This window comes from Gordonia namibiensis NBRC 108229, from assembly GCF_000298235.1.
GTDB classification, from domain to species: domain Bacteria; phylum Actinomycetota; class Actinomycetes; order Mycobacteriales; family Mycobacteriaceae; genus Gordonia; species Gordonia namibiensis.
In genome coordinates this window covers 12,853-32,077 of record NZ_BAHE01000008.1, presented here as the reverse complement: position 1 = coordinate 32,077, position 19,225 = coordinate 12,853, and the positions used below count along the sequence as shown (strand labels likewise).

The window sequence follows — 19,225 nt, the reverse complement described above, 5'->3', positions numbered from 1 at the left end:
AAGGGACGGTCGTTCGGCGAGGGGACGGTCGATCGGCGAAGGGACGGCTCGCCCGGCGACCCGCCACATACGTCGTTACGCTCACCGGGTGACCAACAGCGAGGTCGACGAGGAAATGAACCCGATCAGCCACGAGCACCCGGACGTCTCGGGCGGCCAGGTCCGCGCCGCGACCTTCGGCGCGATGGACGGCTTGGTCACCAACATCAGCCTCGTCGCCGGCGTCGGTGGCGCAGGTGCCAGTGCACACACGATCATCCTGTCGGGCGTCGCCGGACTGATCGCCGGCGCGTTCTCGATGGCGCTCGGCGAGTTCACCTCGGTGTCGACGCAGAACGAGCAGCTCGATGCCGAGGTGGAGGTCGAACGCTCCGAGATCGAGAAGAACCCCGGCGGGGAGATCCACGAACTCATCGAGATGTTCACCGAGATGGGCATGACCGAGGAGACCGCGACCACCGCGGCGCACGAGATCCACCAGGACCCCGAAGGTGCGGTCGACGTCCACATCACCCAGGAACTCGGCGTCGCCCCGTCGGACAAGCCCTCTCCGTGGGTGGCGGCGATCTCGTCGTTCGTGATGTTCGGCATCGGCGGCGTCGTCCCGCTGATCCCGTACCTGCTCGGGTTCTCTTCGCTGCTCCTCGGCCTGTCGGTGGGCGCCGTCGGACTCCTCATCGCCGGAGGCGTCGCCGCCTACGTCACCCGTCATCCGATTGCCCGGGGCGCGCTACGTCAGCTGTGCTTCGGCGTGATCGCCGCCGGCGCCACCTATCTGGTGGGCCTGGCGATCGGCATCCCCGCGGGCGGCTGATCAGCTCCCGAGCGCGGTGTCGACGACCTGCTGCGCCTCCTTCTGAACCTGCGCGAGATGCTCAGGGCCCTTGAAGGATTCGGCGTAGATCTTGTAGACGTCCTCGGTTCCCGACGGCCGCGCGGCGAACCACGCATTCTCGGTGGTGACCTTCAGACCGCCGATCGCCGCCCCGTTGCCGGGGGCGGTCGTCATGATCGCGGAGATCGGTTCACCGGCGAGTTCGGTGGCCTTCACCTGCTCCGGCGACAGCTTCGACAGCACCGCCTTCTGCTCGCGTGACGCGGGCGCGTCGATCCGGGCGTAAGAGGTCTCCCCGTACTGCTCGGCGAGTTCGGCGTACCGCTGCGACGGCGTCTTGCCGGTGACGGCCAGGATCTCCGAGGCGAGCAGCGCCATGATGATGCCGTCCTTGTCGGTCGACCACGGCGTGCCGTCGAACATCAGGAACGACGCGCCGGCGCTCTCCTCGCCGCCGAAGGCGACACGTCCGGAGAGCAGTCCGTCGACGAACCATTTGAAACCGACGGGGACCTCCAGCAGCGGCCGGCCGATCCCGGCGACCACCCGGTCGATCAGTGACGACGACACCAACGTCTTGCCGACCGCCGCCTGCTCCGACCACTGCGGACGATGGGTGAACAGGTAGTCGATGGCCACCGCGAGGTAGTGGTTCGGATTCATCAGGCCGGCGTCGGGCGTGACGATCCCGTGGCGGTCGGAGTCGGCGTCGTTCCCGGTCGCGATGTCGAAGGAGTCGCGCGCCGAGATCAGCGACGCCATCGCGTTCGACGACGAGCAGTCCATCCGGATCTTGCCGTCGGTGTCGAGCGTCATGAACGAGAACGTCGGGTCGACGGTCGGGTTGACGACGGTGAGGTGTTCGAGGTTGTAGCGCAGCCCGAGGTGGGCCCAGTACCCAACCGACGCACCGCCGAGCGGGTCGGCGCCGATGTGGATGCCGGCGTCGCGGATGGCCGTCATGTCGACGACGTCGCCGAGACCTTCGATGTAATCGAGCAGGAACGAGTAGTCCCGGACGAACTCACTGGCTCGGGCCCGTTCGAACGGAATCCGCTTCACGCCGTCGAGCTTCGCCGCGAGCAGTTCGTTGGCGCGGGCGGCGATGACCGAGGTGATGGTGGTGTCGGCCGGACCACCGGTCGGCGGGTTGTACTTGAACCCGCCGTCGCGAGGTGGGTTGTGCGACGGCGTCACCACGATGCCGTCGGAGAGCACACCGGGGTTCTCCTTGTTGAACGTCAGGATCGCGCGACTGACCGCAGGGGTCGGGGTGTACGAGTCGTCCTCGGCGGTCAACACCGACACCTCGTTGGCCGCGAGAACCTCGAGCGCGGTCCGCCACGCCGGAATGGACAAAGCGTGCGTATCGAAACCGATGAACAGCGGACCCGTGATTCCCGCACTGGTCCGGTATTCGACGATGGCCTGCGTCGTCGCGAGAATATGCGCCTCGTTGAATGCGGTGTCGAAACTCGAGCCCCGGTGGCCGGAGGTCCCGAACACGACCTGCTGCAACGGGTCCGACGGATCGGGGACGTTGTCGTAATAGGCACGCTCGAGTGCCTCCACGTCGACGAGGTCTTCGGGCAGGGCCAATGTTCCAGCGCGGGAATGTGCCATATCGCGATTCTGCCATCAAGATCCGAATTCGCCCGTCCGACGACACCAATTGGCGGAGGCTCAGCAGACCGGTCCGAATTCGTCCCGGAATCGAATCGCTAGGGTGAGACGATCGTCGACGTGCCGTTGGAGGCCTGCCGAACCATGTTGAACCCAGGTCCCCTGCGACCGCTCTCCCCCGGCCTGTTCTCGACCCGGCGCGACCCGGCGGGCCTTCTCGTCCTGGTGCTGCCCGGCGGCACCGACGACAGTCGCAAACCGTTCAGTCCATGGCAGGGCTCGGCAATGCGCATGTACCCGTTCACGTGGTCGCTTCGACTGCGCTACGGACGGGCCGTGCGCGTGCACCAGGTGCGGTACCGCGTCTACGGCTGGAACGGCGACGAGAACAGCCCCATGCTCCCGGCGCGCGCAGCGCTCGACGAGTTGTGCCGACGCCACCCCGGCGTCCCCGTCGTCGCGATCGGCCACTCGATGGGCGGCCGGGTCGCCGCGCAGCTGGCCGCCGACCGCCGGGTCATCGGTGTTCTCGCTCTCGCCCCCTGGTGGCAGTACGCCGATTGGCGACACATCCACCCCGGCGCCCGCGTGGTGGCGGTCCACGGCGACGCGGACGAACGCACCTTCGCCAAGCGCACGCGGAAGGGCATCGACGAATTGTCGGCGCAGGGCGTCGACGCCCAGTTCGTCAACGTCCCCGACGGCGGCCACGCGATGCTCGACCACATCGGCCTGTGGCAGCGCAGCGCACTCGACTTCGTGGGCGAGCGCTTGACCGCTGTGCACCGTAAGTAGACTCCGCAGGCTGACATCACCGGGCCCCCGATGGCCCGCACCATGAAGGAGTCCATCGCATGCACGCGATAACCGTCACCGATCAGGGAACCCAGATCTCCTACAGCATCGATGACGTGACCCGATACCACGGCCCCGGCTTCCCGGGCGGCGTCGCGCACGCGTTCAAGGTCCTCGAGCGAGCTCTGCCCCAGCTCGGCGAACCCGGCTCGGTCGAGCGTCGTGACATCGTCGTGGCCACGGCACATACCGGCCCCGGCGTACGGGACACCTTCGAGATGGTCACCCGTGCGGTGACCGAGAACCGCTTCACCGTCGACTCCGCACTGGAGCGCAACGATCGTGGCGCGACGCTCGAGCGCTACGTCTTCGAACTGTCCTACCGCGATCGGAAGGTTCGGCTGGAGATCCGCGAGGGGTTCGTGACCGACGAGTTCATCGCGCTGGCCCGGCAACCGGAGCGCACCGCCGAAGGAGAGGCGCGCCTGACCTACCTCAAGCAGGAGATGGCGGATCGGCTCCTGGCCGCGCCGGCCGAGGCGGTCTACGACGTGGTGAACGGCTGACACCGCCACCACGTCGGCCCACCGCCTATCCCTGTCGCCGGGCTCCGGACAGTTCCTCGACGTACTCCGGATAGAACTCGACGTAGGTGTCGCCCGAGAGCACGTACATCGGATCGTCGCCGGTCTCGGAGTAGGCCTGCTTGCGCAGTTCGGTGCGCATGTTCTTGAAGGTCGACGTGTGTTCGAGCTGGTCGACGATCCGGACGAACAGCGGCACCGCGTAACTCGGGAGTCCCTTGCGGACATGTGCGGCGAAGCCCGCGGCGTCGAACTCCTGACCGTCGTGGAGACTCACCGCCGCCATGCCGGCCTTGCCGTCGACGCCGGGCACCGGCACACCGAAGACGACGGCCTCCTCGACCGAGTCGTGTGCGTCGACGACCGCCTCGACCTCGGTGGTGGCGACGTTCTCGCCCTTCCAGCGGAAGGTGTCACCGATGCGGTCGACGAAGCCGATGTGGTGGAAGCCCTGATCGCGGACGACGTCGCCGCTGTTGAACCACTGGTCGCCCTTCTTGCGGGCGTCGCGGACGATCTTCTTCTCGGTGGCCTTCGGATCGGTGTAACCGTCGAAGGGGACACGCGAGTTGATCTGCGCGAGAAGCAGTCCCGTGCCGCCCTTGCCGACCTTCTTCACCCGGCCGTCGGGTCCGCGCAACGGTTCGCCGGTCTCCTCGTCGTACTCGACGACGATGTACGGCAACGGTGAGAAGCCCGCGGTCTTCGACAGCCCGAAGACGTTGACGAAACCGATGTTCGCCTCGCTGGCCGCATACAACTCGACGATGCGGTCGATGCCGAACCGTCCGGTGAAGTCATCCCAGATGTCGGGGCGCAAGCCGTTGCCGACGGCCAGCCGGACGCGGTGCGCGCGGTCGGTCGGCTTCGGCGGCTGCGCGAGGAGATACCGGCACAGCTCGCCGATGTAGCTGAACGCGGTGGCATCGTTCTCGATGAGCTCGTCGAAGAAGCGGGACGCCGAGAACTGCTTGCCGATCGCGAGGCAGGCACCGGAGTTGAGCACCGACGACAGTGAGATCGTGAGCGCGTTGTTGTGGTAGAAGGGCAGCGCCGTGTACATCACGTCGTCGCTGCGCAGTCGGATCCCGAGACCGCCGATGCCGTTCATGGCGACCAGCCAGCGGTAGTGACTCAGCTTGCTGGCCTTGGGGTATCCGGTGGTGCCCGAGGTGAAGATCAGGATCGCCGTCGAGCCGACCTCGACGGATTCAGTGGCCTTCGGATTGACCGGCGAGCACGGCGCGACCAGCGACGGCAGCTTCTCGAAGGTGAATTCCTTTGCCGGACGCGCACTCTGCGGTACCGAGTCCAGGGCCTCGACCAGATCCTCCTGGTACAGAACGACCTTGGCGTCGAGGAGCCCCAGGCTGTGCTCGAGTACTGCGCCGCGCTGGTGGAAGTTGATCATGCCGCAGATCGCGCCGATCTTGACGATGCCGAGCATGGCGATCACGACGTCGGGGTGGTTCTTCGACAGCACCGCCACCACATCGCCCTTGCCGACGCCCTCGCGCGTCAGGAAGTCGGCGAGACGGTTGGCCCGGGCGTTGGCCTCGCGGTAGGTGATCGACGAGCCCTCGAAGCGCAGGAAGTCGCGGTCGGGGTACTTGTCGACGGACTGCTGGAAGCGCTTGCCGATGGACATCTTGGTCGTCGGCGGCTTGGGCAGCATCTCCGGCAGCACACGCAGAACGGTCCCGATGTCCTTGCGCAGCGACGCGACGCCCGCCGCCATGTCGGCGAGACGGATGTCGGGCAGGAGCCCGGTCCCCGATGCGTGATCAACCATTCAAAGCCTCCCCAGTATGTGTTCGACGACACACACCATAGCCGGAGATGCGCGACAATGGAACGCAAGATTCGATTCGTTCCAACCGTAAACCGACCCTTCGTATTGGCGTTGCACCTGTGACCGGCCACACTGTCTCCCATGACCGACAACACCGTTGCCGCGCCGAACCGAGAAGGAGCCCCGGCAGGACCGCTCGAGGGCGTCACCGTGCTCGAGCTGGGCACCCTGATCGCGGGCCCGCACGCCGCCCGACTCCTCGGCGACATGGGCGCTGACATCATCAAGATCGAGCCGCCGAACAAACCCGATCCGATCCGCACCTGGGGTCAGGCCGAGGTCGACGGCCACCGCTTCTACTGGACGGTCCACGCCCGCAACAAGAAAGCGATCACCCTCGACCTGCGCTCCGACCGCGGGCGCGAGATCTTCCTCCAGCTCGCCGATCGCGCCGACGTCGTCGTCGAGAACTTCCGCCCCGGCACGCTCGAACGTCTCGGCATCGGCCCGGACGTGCTGTCGGAGCGCAACCCCGGCCTCGTCATCGTGCGGGTGTCCGGTTACGGCCAGACGGGTCCGGATGCGACGCGCGCCGGCTATGCATCCGTCGCCGAAGCAGCAAGCGGCCTAAGGTATCTCAACGGCTACCCCGGGCAATTGCCTCCGCGACTGGCACTTTCGATCGGCGACACCCTCGCCGGCATGTTCGCTGCGCAAGGCGCTTTGGCTGCCCTGTATCGCCGGACGGTGACCGGCAAGGGCCAGGTCGTCGACACATCCCTCATCGAATCCTGTGTCGCCGTGCAGGAATCGGCGATCGCCGACTACGACGCGGGCGGCGTGGTGCGCGGACCCTCGGGCACCCGACTCGAAGGCATCGCGCCGTCGAACCTTTACCCCACCAGCGACGGGACGCACGTCATCATCGCTGCCAACCAGGACTCGGTGTTCGCCCGCCTCTGCCAGGCGATGGGCCGGCCCGAACTCGCCACCGACGAGCGGTTCGCCGACCACACCGCGCGCGGTCGCAACCAGGACGAGCTCGACGCGATGATCGGCGAATGGTCGGCGCAGTACTCCGCCGAGAAACTCACCGAGGTGCTGAGCGCCGCGGGAGTGGTTGTGGGACCGGTCAACACAGTTGCCGAGGTGGTCGCCGACCCTCACCTGCGGGCGCGCGGCATGATCGCCGAGCACTACGACGAGGGCGCCCAGCGAACCGTCCTCGGACCCGGCGTCGTCCCCCAGTTCAGCGAGACGCCCGGCGGCATCCGCAACGCCGGCCCGCCCACGCCGGGGTACGACAACGAGACCGTCTACGGCGAGATGCTGGGACTGTCGGCCGACGACCTGACCGAACTCCGGGAGTCGGGCGTCATCTGACCGGCCGCCGCTGAAATCCGCCCCTGAGATGCGCCCTCCACAGCCGGGGCGGCGACGATACGTCGTCGGACGCGCTCAGGAGGGTGTCTATCAGGGGCGGATTTCGTACGAATGCTGTTTGCGGCTCCCCCGAGGTAGAAAGTTCGGCTTCCCGAAACTATAGTGTCGGCATGCCCAAGGTGCACGCGCGTCGACTGCTGTCCGTCGGGGCGCTGATCCTTGCCCTGTGCACGGCCATCTCCGGCTGCACCCTGTCCAGCCGGCTCCCCGACGAGAAGGTCGTGCTCACGACGTTCACCGTGCTCGCCGACATCGCGTCTAATGTCGCGGGAGATCGCCTGCGGGTCGAGTCGATCACCAAGCCGGGCGCGGAGATCCACGGTTACGAACCCACTCCTGGCGACGTACGACGCACCGCGACGGCCTCGCTCGTCGTCGACAACGGACTCAACCTCGAGGCGTGGTTCGGCCAGTTCGTCGACGGGCTCGACGTTCGGCACGTGGTGGCCAGCGACGGCATCGATCCGATCGACATCGCCTCGGATGCCTATGCGGGCAAACCGAATCCGCACGCGTGGATGTCCCCGGTCAACGTCGGCATCTATGTCGACAATCTGGTCGAGGCGTTCACCGACCTCGACCCCGAGGGCGCCGAGATCTTCGCGGCCAACGGGGCGTCGTACAAGGAGCAGCTGCAGCAGGTACAAACCGAACTGGTCTCGGCACTCGACGACCTGCCGCCCAACGAACGCGCGCTGGTCACCTGCGAGGGCGCCTTCTCCTACCTCGCACGCGACGCCGGACTCGCCGAGCGCTACATCTGGCCGGTCAACGCCGAACAGCAGGCCACCCCGCAGCAGGTCGCCGCGGCCATCGACTTCGTCCGCAAGAACCGGGTGCCGGCGGTCTTCTGCGAGTCGACGGTCTCCGACGCGGCGATGCAGCAGGTCGTCGGCGCAACCGACGCCCGCTTCGGCGGCACGCTGTACGTCGACTCCCTCTCCGAGGCCGACGGCCCGGTGCCCACGTACCTCGACCTGATCCGACACGACGCCCGGACCATCGTGTCGGGACTGACGGGAGACATCCGATGATCACCTCGCATGCCATCGAGGTCGACGACGTGACGGTGCGCTACGGCCGCATCCTCGCGCTCGACCACGCCTCGGTGCGCGTGCCGACGGGCCGCATCTGCGCGCTCGTCGGCATGAACGGATCGGGCAAGTCGACGCTGTTCAAGACCATCGTCGGGTCGGTCACCCCGACCACCGGCTCGGTCACACTCGCCGGCAGATCCCCCGCCGCCGCTCGCAAGTCCGGCCTCGTCGGGTACGTCCCGCAGTCCGAGGACATCGACTGGACGTTCCCGCTCTCGGTGCGCGACGTCGTGATGACCGGCCGCTACGGCCATCTCGGCTTCACCCGCCGACCCAAGCGCGCCGACCACGACGCCGTCGACAAAGCACTCGCGCGCGTGGAACTCACCGACTACGCCGACCGTCAGATCGGCCAGCTCTCCGGTGGCCAGCGCAAGCGCGCCTTCGTGGCCCGCGGCATCGCACAGGAGGCCTCGATCCTGTTGCTCGACGAGCCTTTCGCCGGCGTCGACAAACGCACCGAGGCCACCATCACCGCGTTGCTGCGCGAACTCGCCGATTCGGGTGTGACGATCCTGGTGTCCACGCACGATCTGCAGGTTCTGCCGACGCTCGCCGACGAGGCGATCCTGCTGATGCGGCGGGTCGTCGCACAGGGTGACCCCACCGAGGTGATCACCACCGACAATCTGGTGCGCGCCTTCGGGCTCGACCCGCTGGACCGGACCGTACAGACTCCCGGCGACCGCCAGGAGGAGGCGTCATGAGCATCGTCGACCACCTCCTCGACCCCTTCGCCTACGCCTTCATGACCCGGGCATTGTGGGCGACGCTGATCGCATCGGTCGTCTGCGCGCTGTTGTCGTGCTGGCTGGTGCTGATCGGTTGGTCGCTGATGGGTGACGCCGTCTCCCATGCCGTACTGCCGGGAGTCGTGCTCGCCTACATCGTCGGATTCCCGTTCGCCATCGGCGCGGTGGTCTTCGGGTTCCTCGCGGTGGCGATGATCGGTGCGGTCCGCGACGGCGGCCGGGTGAAAGAGGACGCCGCAATCGGCATCGTCTTCACATCGCTGTTCGCCCTCGGGCTGGTCCTGATCTCGGTGACGCCGAGCCAGACCGACCTGAACCACATCATCTTCGGCAACCTGCTCGGTGTCTCGGCGTCGGATCTGATCCAGATCGCGATCCTCGGTGCCATCGTCGCGGTGATCCTGCTGCTCAAGCGCCGCGACTTCACCCTCTACGCCTTCGATCCCACCCACGCCTTCGCCATCGGCCTCAGCCCGAGGCTGCTGGGCGCGGTACTCCTCGCCCTGCTGGCTCTGACCGCCGTGACCGCGCTGCAGGTGGTCGGCATCGTGCTGGTGGTGGCGATGCTGATCATCCCCGGCGCGACAGCGCAGATGCTCACCAACCGCTTCACCCGCATGCTGGTCATCGCGCCCGCCACCTCGGCACTGTGCGGCGTCATCGGCCTGTACGTGTCCTACTACCAGGACACCTCACCCGGCGGCATGGTCGTGCTGGTGCAGGGAATCCTGTTCCTGCTCGTCTTCCTGTTCAGCCCGACCCACGGCGTCATCAGCAAGCGACGTCGTCACCGTGAGCACGCGCTGGCCGACGCGGCTGCGGCCTGAGCCGCGGCGACACCGAGCGGCGTCCGACGGTCGGTCATCGTTCGGCGCATTGTCGGGTGTGACGGGGGTAACGTGAAAGGTGCTTGCAGCAGCGTCGAGCATCCTAGTAACTGCGACCTCCGGAGTGTGCGCGGTGATCATCCTCGGAATCATCCTTCTTGTTCTCGGATTCATCTTCGGCATCCCGATCCTGTGGACCCTGGGCATCATCGTCGCCGTGATCGGCGTGATCCTCGCGGTTCTCGGTGCCACCGGGCGCGCGGTGGGCGGTCGAGCCCACTACTACTGAGATAGGCCTTCGGAGCGTCGGCACCAGGCTCACGCCGCACTCGAACGCCGAGGTCAGCTCGGTTCCCGAACCGACCCTGTAGAAGCCGCTGTACGCAAAGCGCCCCACCTGCGAACAGGTGGGGCGCTCTGGCCGTGGAGCTGCCGGGAATTGAACCCGGGTCCTCCGTCGTGTTGGTAGGGCTTCTCCGTGTGCAGTCCGCTATGTCTCTACTTGGATCTCTCGGTCACGCGAACAAGCCGAGATGACGATCCCAGTCGCTGTTTGATGTTCCGACCTCGCCCGCGACCGGCGAGGACGGTGAGCTCCCTGAGATGATGCCGGCATCCGGATTCGGGAGCACAATCCGGGCCGACAGACTAGCCGTCGCTACTTAGGCAGCGAGGGCGTAGTCGCGCTGATTGGAATCGGCGCTTAATTGGTTGCTGCGACGCTTATACGGTGGTCTCCAGCCTGCACCGACACGCTTCCCCTACCTCGACGCACGTAGTCGAAACCGATCAGCCCCGAGACAGGTACCCGCCGACCGAAGTCAGCGAGCAATTCAGTCTAACAAGTCCGACAGCGGACTTCATTCCTGGTTTCGACGGAGCTCAACCAGCGGGAAGAACGCCAGCTCAACCAGCGGGAAGAGCGGAGCTCAACCAGCGAGAAGAACGCCAGCTCAACCAGCAGGAAGAACGGCGCTCGACCAGCGCGAAGAACCGAGCTCAACCACCGGCGAGCACGATCGGCGCGAACATGTCGACGACGCGGTCCTCCCAGTCGTCGCCGACGCTCCCCGACCTGGCCCGTTCCGCGACGAGTGTTCCGACGATGCTGTCGATGAGCGTCTCCGGGTCCACGGTGGAAGCCACGAGTCCGCGACTCTTGCCATCGTCGATGACTCTCGTGAGGTCGGCGCGGTGCGTCGACAACACGGTGCGAAAGATCTCGGTGAAGGCGGGATCGGCGTCGGTGATCAGCGCCGCCATCCCACCGAAGCCGATGCCGTCGGACACCATCGACGCCGCATGGCGGACCACCCATCGAAGGCGTTGATCCCCCGACAGCTCGTCGTCGAGACCCGGCGGCGTCCCCACGGCGACGAGCGCCGCGGTGAGCATCTCGTCGCGATTGCGGTATCGGCGATAGATGGTGGTGCGGGCGACGCCGGAGTGGGCGGCGACGGCCTCGATCGTCACGCCCGACGGCCCCTTCGTGCGCAGCAGTTCCAGCGCAGCCGTGATGATCTTCGGACCGCTGTCAGCAGGCAAGCGCGGAACCCTTCTCCAGTCGGAACCGGCGCTGTCGAGCACCGGTGCTTCAGGAATATCACGGCACGCTCAGCCGCTACACAGAGTGTTGCGCTACAGTCGCCGTAGCGATACACACTATGTATCGGAACCCGTTTACCCGAGGAGGTTGTTCGCCGTGCGCTCCGCACCCCGTCCAAGATCGTTCGCCTTCGCCGCTTACCTGGTGATGCTGCTCGGATTCCTGTTCCTGGGACTGTTCGTGATGTCACTTGCCGGTGGCGTCGATGCACCGTCGTGGATGTTCGGACTCGCGATGGCCGGTCTGTTCGCAGGTGCCCTCACCGCGTTCCGCATGCAGATCCGACTCAGCGAGGCCACCCGCGACAGCGATGTGTACGTGTCGTCGGACCCGCTCACTCCCCCGTTGCGGCGTACCGACGTCGAACGATACGAACGCACCTACCGCCGCGCGCCGGCGGCGACCGCCGAGATCCCGCCGGCGACCGAGGGCACGCGCCTCTACAAGGCCGCCTGAATCGACCGATCCGGTCGGTCAGCCCATCCCCTTCACGCGACGGCCGACCTCACGCTCGACCTCACGCTGCGCGGTCCGCTTGGCGATGTCGTGGCGCTTGTCGTGCGCCTGCTTACCGCGGGCGAGCGCCAGCTCGACCTTGACCCGTCCGTCGTTGAAGTACAGCGACAGCGGCACGAGCGTGAGGTTTCCGTCGCGGATCTTGCCGATCAGATTGTCGATCTCCCGACGATGCATCAGCAGCTTGCGCTTGCGTCGGACCGCGTGGTTGGTCCAGGAACCGTGGCCGTACTCGGCGATGTGCAGGGCATGCAGCCACACCTCGCCGTCGTCGATCGTGGCGAACGCGTCCACAAGGGACGCCTTACCCGCGCGCAGGCTCTTCACCTCGGTCCCCACGAGAGCGATTCCTGCCTCGTAGACGTCGAGGATGGCATAGTTGTGGCGCGCCTTGCGGTTCTGGGCAATCACGTTGCGTCCCTTTTCCTTGGGCATCGCGCACTCACCTCCTCGTGGATCGACGGCTGGCAGGGTCGAATAGACCGTAGTCAAGCCTGTGTGGAACGCCGGCGGCGGGTCCGCTCATTCCCGGACGTACACACGAAGAGTGACATATGCCGTCGCACCCGCCAACACGATCCCGCCGAGGATCAGCCACGGCGCGACGAACAAGACGTCCGCCAGTTCGATGCGGGCGAAGAAGCTCACGCCGTAGAGCTCCTTCAGCGCGGTGTCGAAGAAGAACTTCTTCGCGAGCAGCAGACCACCGATCGCGAGCAACGCACCGACAAGGGCGGACACCACCGCCTCCAGGAGGAAAGGCAGCTGTGTGTACCACCGCGTCGCGCCCACCAGGCGCATGATCGACACTTCGGTACGTCTTGTGAACGCCGCGATCTGAACGGTGTTGATGATCAACAAGATCGCCGCGACCGCGAGCACCGAGGCGATCGCGAACGTCGCGTTGCGCACCCCGTCGAGCACACTGAAGATGCGTTGCACCAGTTTACGGTCGTCCTTGAAAGCGTCCACACCCAGGTCTTTTCGGCCCGCGTACTCGGTGAGCACCGCGTCGAACTGGGCCGGGTCGGACACCCGCACCCGCAACGACGCCGGCAGTGTGCCCTCGACGATGTTCTCGGCGAGGTCCGGGTTGTTCGCGAAGATCTCCTTCGCACGCTTGTAGGCCTCGTCCTTGTCGAGGTAGGTCACCGAGGTGACGCCGGGCTCGTTCTCGAGTCCCCGTCGCAACTGCGCGCAGGGATCGGCCTGACACTGCGGATCGCGTTCGGTGACTTCGGGATTGAGGTAGAACTCCATCTCCACCCGGTCGAGGAAGATCTTCTGGCTCTTGTCGGCCATCTGGATCACCAAGAGGCCACCGCCGAACATACCCAGCGTGATCGCCGTGGTGATGATCATCGCGATGGTCATCGTCGCATTGCGGCGCAGTCCGTTGAGAACCTCGCTGATGATGAAATTCGCTCGCATGCTTGCTCAGACGTCCTTGGGGGTCGTTGTTGTGTGTCGGGAGTGGGCTGAGCCGTCAGCCGATTCCGTACACACCCTGCGGGTCGTTGCGCACGAGCTGCCCGTTGTCGAATTCGAGGACACGGCGGCGCATCGCGTCGACGATGTGCCGGTCGTGGGTGGCCATGACCACCGTGGTGCCCCGACGGTTGACGCGGTCGAGGACGTCGACGATCTCCTCGCTGGTCTCCGGATCGAGGTTTCCGGTCGGCTCGTCGGCCAGCAGCACGAGCGGGCGGTTGACGATCGCGCGGGCGATCGCCACGCGCTGCATCTCGCCGCCGGACAACTCGTTGGGCATGCGGTCGTGCTTGCCCTCGAGACCGACATACTCGAGCACCTCGGGCACCACGCGCTGGATCGTCGACTTCGGTCGCCCGATCACCTCGAGCGCGAAGGCGACATTCTCGGCGACGGTCTTCTTCTGCAACAACCGGAAGTCCTGGAAGACACAGCCGATCGACTGGCGGAGCTTCGGAACCGAACGGGCCCGCATCTTGTTGACATGGAACTCACCGAGGTACACGTCGCCGCTCGTCGGCCGGTCCTCTTTGAGCAGCAACCGGAAGAACGTCGACTTGCCCGATCCGGACGGACCGATCAGGAACGCGAACTCCCCCTTGTCGACCTCGAAGCTCAAATCCTTCAGAGCCGGCCGAGAGGATGCCTTGTACTGCATCGTGACGTTCTCCAGCTTGATCACGATGAGCCAGTGTAACGACGCCGCCTGAGAGTCCGTTCAGGCGCAACACACCGGGTCGAAGATGGCACTGACCTGCGGTTGCGCGGAAGTCAGCGTGTCGGAACCGGAGTGGTCGGCGTCGGGGCACCGAAATTCGGGATCTCGATGCCCGGCAGACCCGGGATGGTGTTGCGCGGCGCGGACTCCTGCGACGGCGACCGGGTCTCCCCCGGCGGCAGCGGCGCGTCGGTCCCGCCCTCGGTCCTGCCGTCGGATCCCGGCTCGTCGGTCGACGACTCCGACGGCGTCTCCGAGGTCGACTCCTCGTAGGTCGTCGACGGCAGCGGCTCGGTGTACGCGGGTTCCTCGACGACGTGCGACGTCCTCGGTGCGGGTCGCGGGGGTTCCGGCGAGACGACACCGTACCGCTGCGAGGTGTAGCCGTAGAGGATGCACAAGAGGATGAAGATGACGAAGAGGATCGCCGTGCTGATCCGGATCGACGTCCTTCCGATGTGCTGATTCCATCGGAAGTTGCGCCGACGACGACCGTCGTCCGAGCCGTCCGGCGTCGACTGATCGGACTGGGTGCCCTGGGATTCGGCCATCACTCGTCCTCGTCCCGGTCGCGACCGGTCTGATCGGCCAGGGTCGCCGGCGGTCCGCCCGCAGCCTGGACCTCACGCCCGGCCGGCACCGTGATCCCCTCGCGGGCGAGGGCGCGGATGATGTGGACGCGCAGCGCTCGGCCCACCTCGAACTGCTTGCCCGGCAGGGTTCGCGTCACCATGCGCACGGTGATGGAGTCGAGTTCGAGGCTGATCACGCCCAACGACGACGGCGCATCGAGCAGCAGGTCGTGCCAGCGCGGCAGCTCGTAGAACTGGCGGCCGACCCGGTCGAGCGTGTCGTTGACGAGCCCGATGTCGGCCTCGGAGGGCACCGGCACGTCGACGACGGCGCGCGCCCAGTCCTTAGACAGGTTGGTGGCCTTGATGATCTGGCCGTTGGGAACGGTGATGACCTCGCCCTCGGTGGTGCGGAGCTTGGTCACCCGTAGGGTCACGTCCTCGACGGTGCCCTCCGCCGGCGCATTGCCGGTCACGGTCAGGTTCACCACGTCGCCGTAGCCATATTGCTTTTCTGCGACGACGAAGAAGCCGGCCAGGATGTCCTGCACTATGCGCTGCGCGCCGAAACCGAGGGCAGCACCGATGACTGCGGTCGGTCCGGTGAGTCCGCTGAGCGGAATCCCGAACACCCCGAGGATGTGGACGATGACGACGATGGCGATGCCGACGATCAGCGACCACGCCACCACGTCGACCAGCGCCCGACGATGTTTGGCGTCCTCGGTCTGAACGATCAGATCGCTGGTGGAGAACCGCGATTCGACCCGATTGGCGTACTTGCCCGCGAACCACCGGATGACGCGGGCCAGCAGCACCGCACCCAGGATCCAGATGACGATCTCGAGGCCGTTCGTGGCCAGCCAGACATAAACCCGACCGATGAGGATCTCGGTCGGGGACGGCGCAGCGGCCAGCAACTCGGCTCCCGAGGTCACGGTCACGCTTCGGCAGACGCCATCCGCCAGCGGATGCCGGCCTCGATGAACTTGTCGAGCTCGCCGTCGAGCACCGCGGTGGGGTTGTTGTCCTCCACGCCCGTCCGCAGGTCCTTGACCATCTGGTACGGGTGCAGCACGTAGGACCGCATCTGGTTGCCCCAGCTCGAGCCGCCGTCGCCCTTGAGCGCGTCGAGTTCGGCGCGCTCCTCCTGGCGCTTGCGCTCGAGGAGCTTGGCCTGCAGCACGCGCATGGCCGACGCCTTGTTCTGCAGCTGGCTCTTCTCGTTCTGACAGGTCACGACGATGCCGGTCGGGATGTGGGTCAGGCGCACGGCGGAGTCGGTGGTGTTGACCGACTGGCCGCCGGGGCCCGACGAGCGGTAGACGTCGACCTTGATGTCGTTCTCGTCGACGTCGATGTGGTCGGTGGTCTCGACCACCGGCAGCACCTCGACCTCGGCGAACGAGGTCTGACGACGGCTCTGGTTGTCGAACGGGCTGATCCGCACAAGTCGGTGGGTGCCCTGCTCCACCGAGAGGGTGCCGTACATGTAGGGCGCCTTGACGGCGAAGGTCGCGGACTTGAGGCCGGCCTCTTCTGCATAGGAGGTGTCGTAGACCTCGACGCCGTAGCCCTTCCGCTCGGCCCAGCGGATGTACATGCGCATTAGCATCTGCGCCCAGTCGGCGGCGTCGACGCCACCGGCGCCGGAACGGATGTTGACCACGGCCTCGCGGGAGTCGTACTCACCCGCGAGCATCGTCTTGACCTCCATGGCCTCGATGTCGGCACGCAGGCTGGCCCGCTCCTCGTCGGCGTCGGCCAGGGCCGCGGTCTTGTCCTCGCCCTCCTCGGCGTCGGCGAGCTCGTAGTGCACGGGCAGGTCCTCGAGGCGCTGACGCAGCTCGGAGACCTTGCGGAGTTCGGACTGCGCGTGCGACAGCTCGCTGGTGACCTTCTGCGCGTGGTCCTGGTCGTTCCACAGGTCGGGATCCGAGGCCTGCATCTCCAGCTCGTCGATTCGACGACGGAGCTCCTCGAGGTCGAGCACCTTTTCCACGGTGGTCAGGGTGGCGTCGAGGGATTCGAGGTCTGCGGCTACGTCGGGATGCACAATCATCCAGAGTACCGACCGCGGGCCGGGTCAGACAGCGTCAGGCCCCGTGGGCGGCTGCGGATCGGGCAGGACGCCGAACTGCCAGGACGTGACGGCCTTGTGCGGCTTGTAGATCACCGGCAGGTCGTCGCCCACCTGCGGCCACGGATCATCCGGCCCGAGCACGAGGGTTCCGTACACCTCGGACGGGTTGGTCTCGGGTCCGACGATGGTCCCGGTGATGGTGTAGAAGCGCTGACCGTTCTTGTCCGTGGCGCTCTGCGGATCGGACTGGTTGTCGGAGACACCGACGATCGTCAGCGTGCCCTGCACATATTGCGAGGCCTTCCCGGCGGACATGGCCCGTGGGTTGCGTCCCCGCTGCCACTGCATGACCAGCACCACCACCAGCGCGGCGAGCAACAGGGTGAACGTCACGGTGAGCAGCATGAGGGCTACCCTACCGGGCATGTCCGCCGACTCCGGTCCGAAGAACCCCAGCACCTCACAGAGCTACGACGACGACCTCGAACTCGCACTGTCGCTCGCCGATTCCGCCGATGTGCTGACCATGGACCGGTTCGGTGCGGTCGACCTCCGCGTCGACGACAAACCCGACCTCACGCCCGTCTCCGACGCCGACCTCGCCTGCGAGACGCTCATCCGCGAACGGCTTGCCGCCCGCCGGCCCGCCGACATGGTTCTCGGTGAGGAGTTCGGTGGAGACGCCGCCCTGTCCGGTCGTCAGTGGGTCATCGACCCCATCGACGGCACCAAGAACTTCGTGCGCGGCGTCCCGGTGTGGGCCACCCTGATCGCCCTGCTCGTCGACGGTGTGCCGACGGTCGGCGTGGTGTCCGCACCCGCGCTGCGCCGACGCTGGTGGGCCGCCGGCGGTCTCGGCGCCCACACCTGTTTCGACGGCGAGGACGCCCGCGAGCTCTCGGTGTCGGGCGTCGCCGACCTGTCGTCGTCGAGCCTGGCCTTCTCGAGCCTCTCCGGCTGGGCCGACCGCGGCATCCGCGACCGCTTCGTCGATCTCACCGACCAGGTCTGGCGCGTGCGCGGCTACGGCGACTTCTTCAACTACTGCCTCGTCGCCGAGGGCGCGGTCGACATCGCTGCCGAACCCGAGGTCTCCCTCTGGGACCTCGCACCCCTCGACATCCTCGTCCGCGAGGCCGGCGGTCGGTTCACCGCACTCGACGGAACCCCCGGCCCGGCCGGCGGCAGTGCCGTCGCCACCAACGGACTCCTGCACGACGAGGTGCTCGCCGCGCTGCGGCCCTAGACCTCCGTACCGGTCTCCTCGTCGAGCACCTTGAACTCGGTCGCGTCGTCCTTCATGTCCGACAGCCGGGCGTAATGGACGGCTGAACCCGCGTCGGACAAGACCGCCTGGTGGATCGGGACCGCGACCCGCGGCGCCATCGCGCGGAGGTAGTCGACGGATTCGCTCAGTTTCATCCACGGCGCCGCCGAGGGCAGCGCGAGGACATCGACGTGCTCGAAGGGGATGTAGAACGAGTCGCCCGGATGCATGAACTGTCCCGGCTTCTCGGCGGTGCCCAGGATGTAGGCGACATTGTCGATGACCGGGATCTCCGGGTGGATGACCGCATGCCGCCCGCCGGTGAATCGTGCGGTGAGCGAACCGATCTCGATCTGGTCACCTCCCTGTGCCGCGGTCCAGGCGCCGGCCACGTCGTCGCCGTTGAGCTGTGCCGTGGTCTGCGGGTCGGCGTAGAGGACGGCGTCGGGGTTGGCCTCGACGAGGTCGGGCAGCTTGGCGACGTCGCAATGGTCGGGGTGCTGATGGGTGATCAGGATGGCGTCGAGACCGCTGATGCCCTCGAAGCCGTGCGAGAAGTTGCCCGGATCGAAGAGCACCTTGGTCCCGTCGATCTCGACGAGCAGACAGGAATGGCCGAAGTGGGTGATCTGCATGCATCCACTCTGCCTTCTTCACACCACGATCGGGAAGATCCCCCAACCCGCCGCGGCATCGACGATGCGCACCAGTCCGTAGGTCAGCCACGCCCCCAGGAGGATGGCGCCGGCACGACCAAGCACCACGTCGCGCCAGCCCTCGAGCGGAGAACGCCTCCGCCGCACCAGGGTTGCGACCGCGAGGCTGACGGTGACGATCGTCAGGATGAGCAGGATCGGGCCGAAGACATTGAACCGGAACGACGCCCCGCTGTCGCCGTGCATGAACGCCACCCAGCTGCGGGTGAGCCCACACCCCGGGCAGGGCAGGCCCGTCATGAACGCGAACGGGCAGATTCCCGGTCCCTCGGCGATGCCGGCGGGGGTGAACGCGCAGGCGGCTCCGACCGCCGCGGCACCGGACAGTCCGACGACCGCCGCGCCGAGTGCGCCGGTCGGCGATAAGCGCAGGTCGGAGCGGGCTTCCACGGTCACCCGGCCAGCCTAGCGCGCAGGCCGTACGACGGCGTCGGACAAGTAGGTGACAAACTTCTTACTACGGAGTAAGGTTTGGACTTACTACCGAGTAAGATCGGTCCGTAAAAAC

Annotated in this window: 22 protein-coding genes and 1 other RNA gene; 10 read left to right on the top strand and 13 right to left on the bottom strand. The window is 66.6% G+C overall.

Annotated elements, in window-relative coordinates; translation table 11 throughout:
• Nucleotides 1-115 precede the first annotated feature (115 nt).
• On the top strand, nt 116-814 hold the full coding sequence (locus GONAM_RS04085) for a VIT1/CCC1 transporter family protein (protein ID WP_051992472.1): 699 nt from the start codon (nt 116-118) through the stop codon (nt 812-814).
• Here the strand turns inward: GONAM_RS04085 and pgm are convergent, their stop codons facing one another.
• Entirely contained in the window at nt 815-2,458 is a 1,644-nt protein-coding gene (pgm, locus tag GONAM_RS04080; protein WP_006865509.1) for a phosphoglucomutase (alpha-D-glucose-1,6-bisphosphate-dependent), read from the bottom strand.
• Nucleotides 2,459-2,602: 144 nt separating this feature from the next.
• Here pgm and GONAM_RS04075 point away from each other — a divergent pair, with 144 nt between their 5' ends.
• Both GONAM_RS04075 and GONAM_RS04070 read left to right on the top strand, forming a co-directional pair.
• Complete coding sequence (locus GONAM_RS04075; RefSeq protein ID WP_006865508.1) at nt 2,603-3,253, top strand: alpha/beta fold hydrolase; 651 nt, start codon at nt 2,603-2,605, stop codon at nt 3,251-3,253.
• A 59-nt stretch (nt 3,254-3,312) separates the two neighbouring features.
• Complete coding sequence (locus GONAM_RS04070; RefSeq protein WP_006865507.1) at nt 3,313-3,819, top strand: hypothetical protein; 507 nt, start codon at nt 3,313-3,315, stop codon at nt 3,817-3,819.
• 25 nt (nt 3,820-3,844) lie between these two features.
• On the opposite strand, the gene GONAM_RS04065 is transcribed toward GONAM_RS04070, so the two are convergent.
• Nucleotides 3,845-5,629, bottom strand: coding sequence for a long-chain-acyl-CoA synthetase (locus GONAM_RS04065; RefSeq protein WP_006865506.1), 1,785 nt, complete (start codon nt 5,627-5,629; stop codon nt 3,845-3,847).
• A gap of 141 nt (nt 5,630-5,770) precedes the next feature.
• Between GONAM_RS04065 and GONAM_RS04060 the strand changes: the two genes are divergently transcribed.
• The 5 genes from GONAM_RS04060 to GONAM_RS22550 all read left to right on the top strand — a co-directional run bounded on the left by GONAM_RS04060 (nt 5,771) and on the right by GONAM_RS22550 (nt 10,037).
• Nucleotides 5,771-7,012, top strand: coding sequence for a CaiB/BaiF CoA transferase family protein (locus tag GONAM_RS04060; RefSeq protein WP_006865505.1), 1,242 nt, complete (start codon nt 5,771-5,773; stop codon nt 7,010-7,012).
• A gap of 170 nt (nt 7,013-7,182) precedes the next feature.
• Entirely contained in the window at nt 7,183-8,106 is a 924-nt protein-coding gene (locus GONAM_RS04055) for a metal ABC transporter substrate-binding protein (RefSeq protein WP_006865504.1), read from the top strand.
• Nucleotides 8,103-8,876, top strand: a complete 774-nt coding sequence (locus tag GONAM_RS04050; protein WP_006865503.1) for a metal ABC transporter ATP-binding protein — start codon at nt 8,103-8,105, stop codon at nt 8,874-8,876. Before GONAM_RS04055 ends, GONAM_RS04050 begins: the two co-directional genes overlap by 4 nt.
• Nucleotides 8,873-9,748 carry a metal ABC transporter permease gene (locus tag GONAM_RS04045; RefSeq protein ID WP_006865502.1) on the top strand — a complete coding sequence of 292 codons (876 nt, stop codon included), beginning with the start codon at nt 8,873-8,875 and terminating at the stop codon, nt 9,746-9,748. Before GONAM_RS04050 ends, GONAM_RS04045 begins: the two co-directional genes overlap by 4 nt.
• A 133-nt stretch (nt 9,749-9,881) precedes the next feature.
• Nucleotides 9,882-10,037: a DUF6131 family protein gene (locus GONAM_RS22550; RefSeq protein ID WP_006865501.1), complete on the top strand. Its 156-nt coding sequence runs from the start codon at nt 9,882-9,884 to the stop codon at nt 10,035-10,037.
• A 132-nt stretch (nt 10,038-10,169) separates the two neighbouring features.
• Here the strand turns inward: GONAM_RS22550 and ssrA are convergent.
• Nucleotides 10,170-10,545, bottom strand: a transfer-messenger RNA (tmRNA) gene (gene ssrA, locus GONAM_RS22335).
• Between the two features lie 202 nt (nt 10,546-10,747).
• Complete coding sequence (locus tag GONAM_RS04040) at nt 10,748-11,293, bottom strand: TetR/AcrR family transcriptional regulator (RefSeq protein WP_006865500.1); 546 nt, start codon at nt 11,291-11,293, stop codon at nt 10,748-10,750.
• Between the two features lie 157 nt (nt 11,294-11,450).
• Here GONAM_RS04040 and GONAM_RS04035 point away from each other — a divergent pair, with 157 nt between their 5' ends.
• Complete coding sequence (locus GONAM_RS04035; protein ID WP_006865499.1) at nt 11,451-11,810, top strand: hypothetical protein; 360 nt, start codon at nt 11,451-11,453, stop codon at nt 11,808-11,810.
• A gap of 18 nt (nt 11,811-11,828) precedes the next feature.
• Here the strand turns inward: GONAM_RS04035 and smpB are convergent, their stop codons facing one another.
• The 7 genes from smpB to GONAM_RS04000 form a co-directional block, all read right to left on the bottom strand.
• The gene (gene smpB / locus GONAM_RS04030; protein ID WP_006865498.1) at nt 11,829-12,305 is read right to left on the bottom strand and encodes an SsrA-binding protein SmpB; all 477 of its coding nucleotides are present in this window, start codon (nt 12,303-12,305) and stop codon (nt 11,829-11,831) included.
• Between the two features lie 87 nt (nt 12,306-12,392).
• Entirely contained in the window at nt 12,393-13,301 is a 909-nt protein-coding gene (ftsX, locus tag GONAM_RS04025; protein ID WP_006865497.1) for a permease-like cell division protein FtsX, read from the bottom strand.
• 55 nt (nt 13,302-13,356) lie between these two features.
• Complete coding sequence (ftsE, locus tag GONAM_RS04020) at nt 13,357-14,043, bottom strand: cell division ATP-binding protein FtsE (RefSeq protein WP_005198440.1); 687 nt, start codon at nt 14,041-14,043, stop codon at nt 13,357-13,359.
• An 89-nt stretch (nt 14,044-14,132) separates the two neighbouring features.
• A complete protein-coding gene (locus GONAM_RS04015) occupies nt 14,133-14,630 on the bottom strand; it encodes a hypothetical protein (protein WP_006865496.1) in 498 nt (165 codons plus the stop codon).
• Nucleotides 14,630-15,595 (bottom strand): mechanosensitive ion channel family protein, encoded by a 966-nt coding sequence (locus GONAM_RS04010; protein ID WP_006865495.1) that lies wholly within the window; start codon nt 15,593-15,595, stop codon nt 14,630-14,632. Before GONAM_RS04010 ends, GONAM_RS04015 begins: the two co-directional genes overlap by 1 nt.
• A complete protein-coding gene (gene prfB / locus GONAM_RS04005; RefSeq protein WP_040535376.1) occupies nt 15,592-16,707 on the bottom strand; it encodes a peptide chain release factor 2 in 1,116 nt (371 codons plus the stop codon). Before prfB ends, GONAM_RS04010 begins: the two co-directional genes overlap by 4 nt.
• A gap of 30 nt (nt 16,708-16,737) precedes the next feature.
• A complete protein-coding gene (locus tag GONAM_RS04000) occupies nt 16,738-17,139 on the bottom strand; it encodes a hypothetical protein (protein WP_006865493.1) in 402 nt (133 codons plus the stop codon).
• A 19-nt stretch (nt 17,140-17,158) separates the two neighbouring features.
• Between GONAM_RS04000 and hisN the strand changes: the two genes are divergently transcribed.
• Nucleotides 17,159-17,980, top strand: a complete 822-nt coding sequence (gene hisN, locus GONAM_RS03995; protein WP_006865492.1) for a histidinol-phosphatase — start codon at nt 17,159-17,161, stop codon at nt 17,978-17,980.
• Here hisN and GONAM_RS03990 read toward each other — a convergent pair.
• Both GONAM_RS03990 and GONAM_RS03985 read right to left on the bottom strand, forming a co-directional pair.
• Complete coding sequence (locus tag GONAM_RS03990) at nt 17,977-18,636, bottom strand: MBL fold metallo-hydrolase (protein ID WP_006865491.1); 660 nt, start codon at nt 18,634-18,636, stop codon at nt 17,977-17,979. The two genes, hisN and GONAM_RS03990, sit on opposite strands and share 4 nt — an antisense overlap.
• Before the next feature lie 18 nt (nt 18,637-18,654).
• Entirely contained in the window at nt 18,655-19,113 is a 459-nt protein-coding gene (locus tag GONAM_RS03985; protein WP_006865490.1) for a DUF2752 domain-containing protein, read from the bottom strand.
• Between the last annotated feature and the right edge of the window lie 112 nt (nt 19,114-19,225).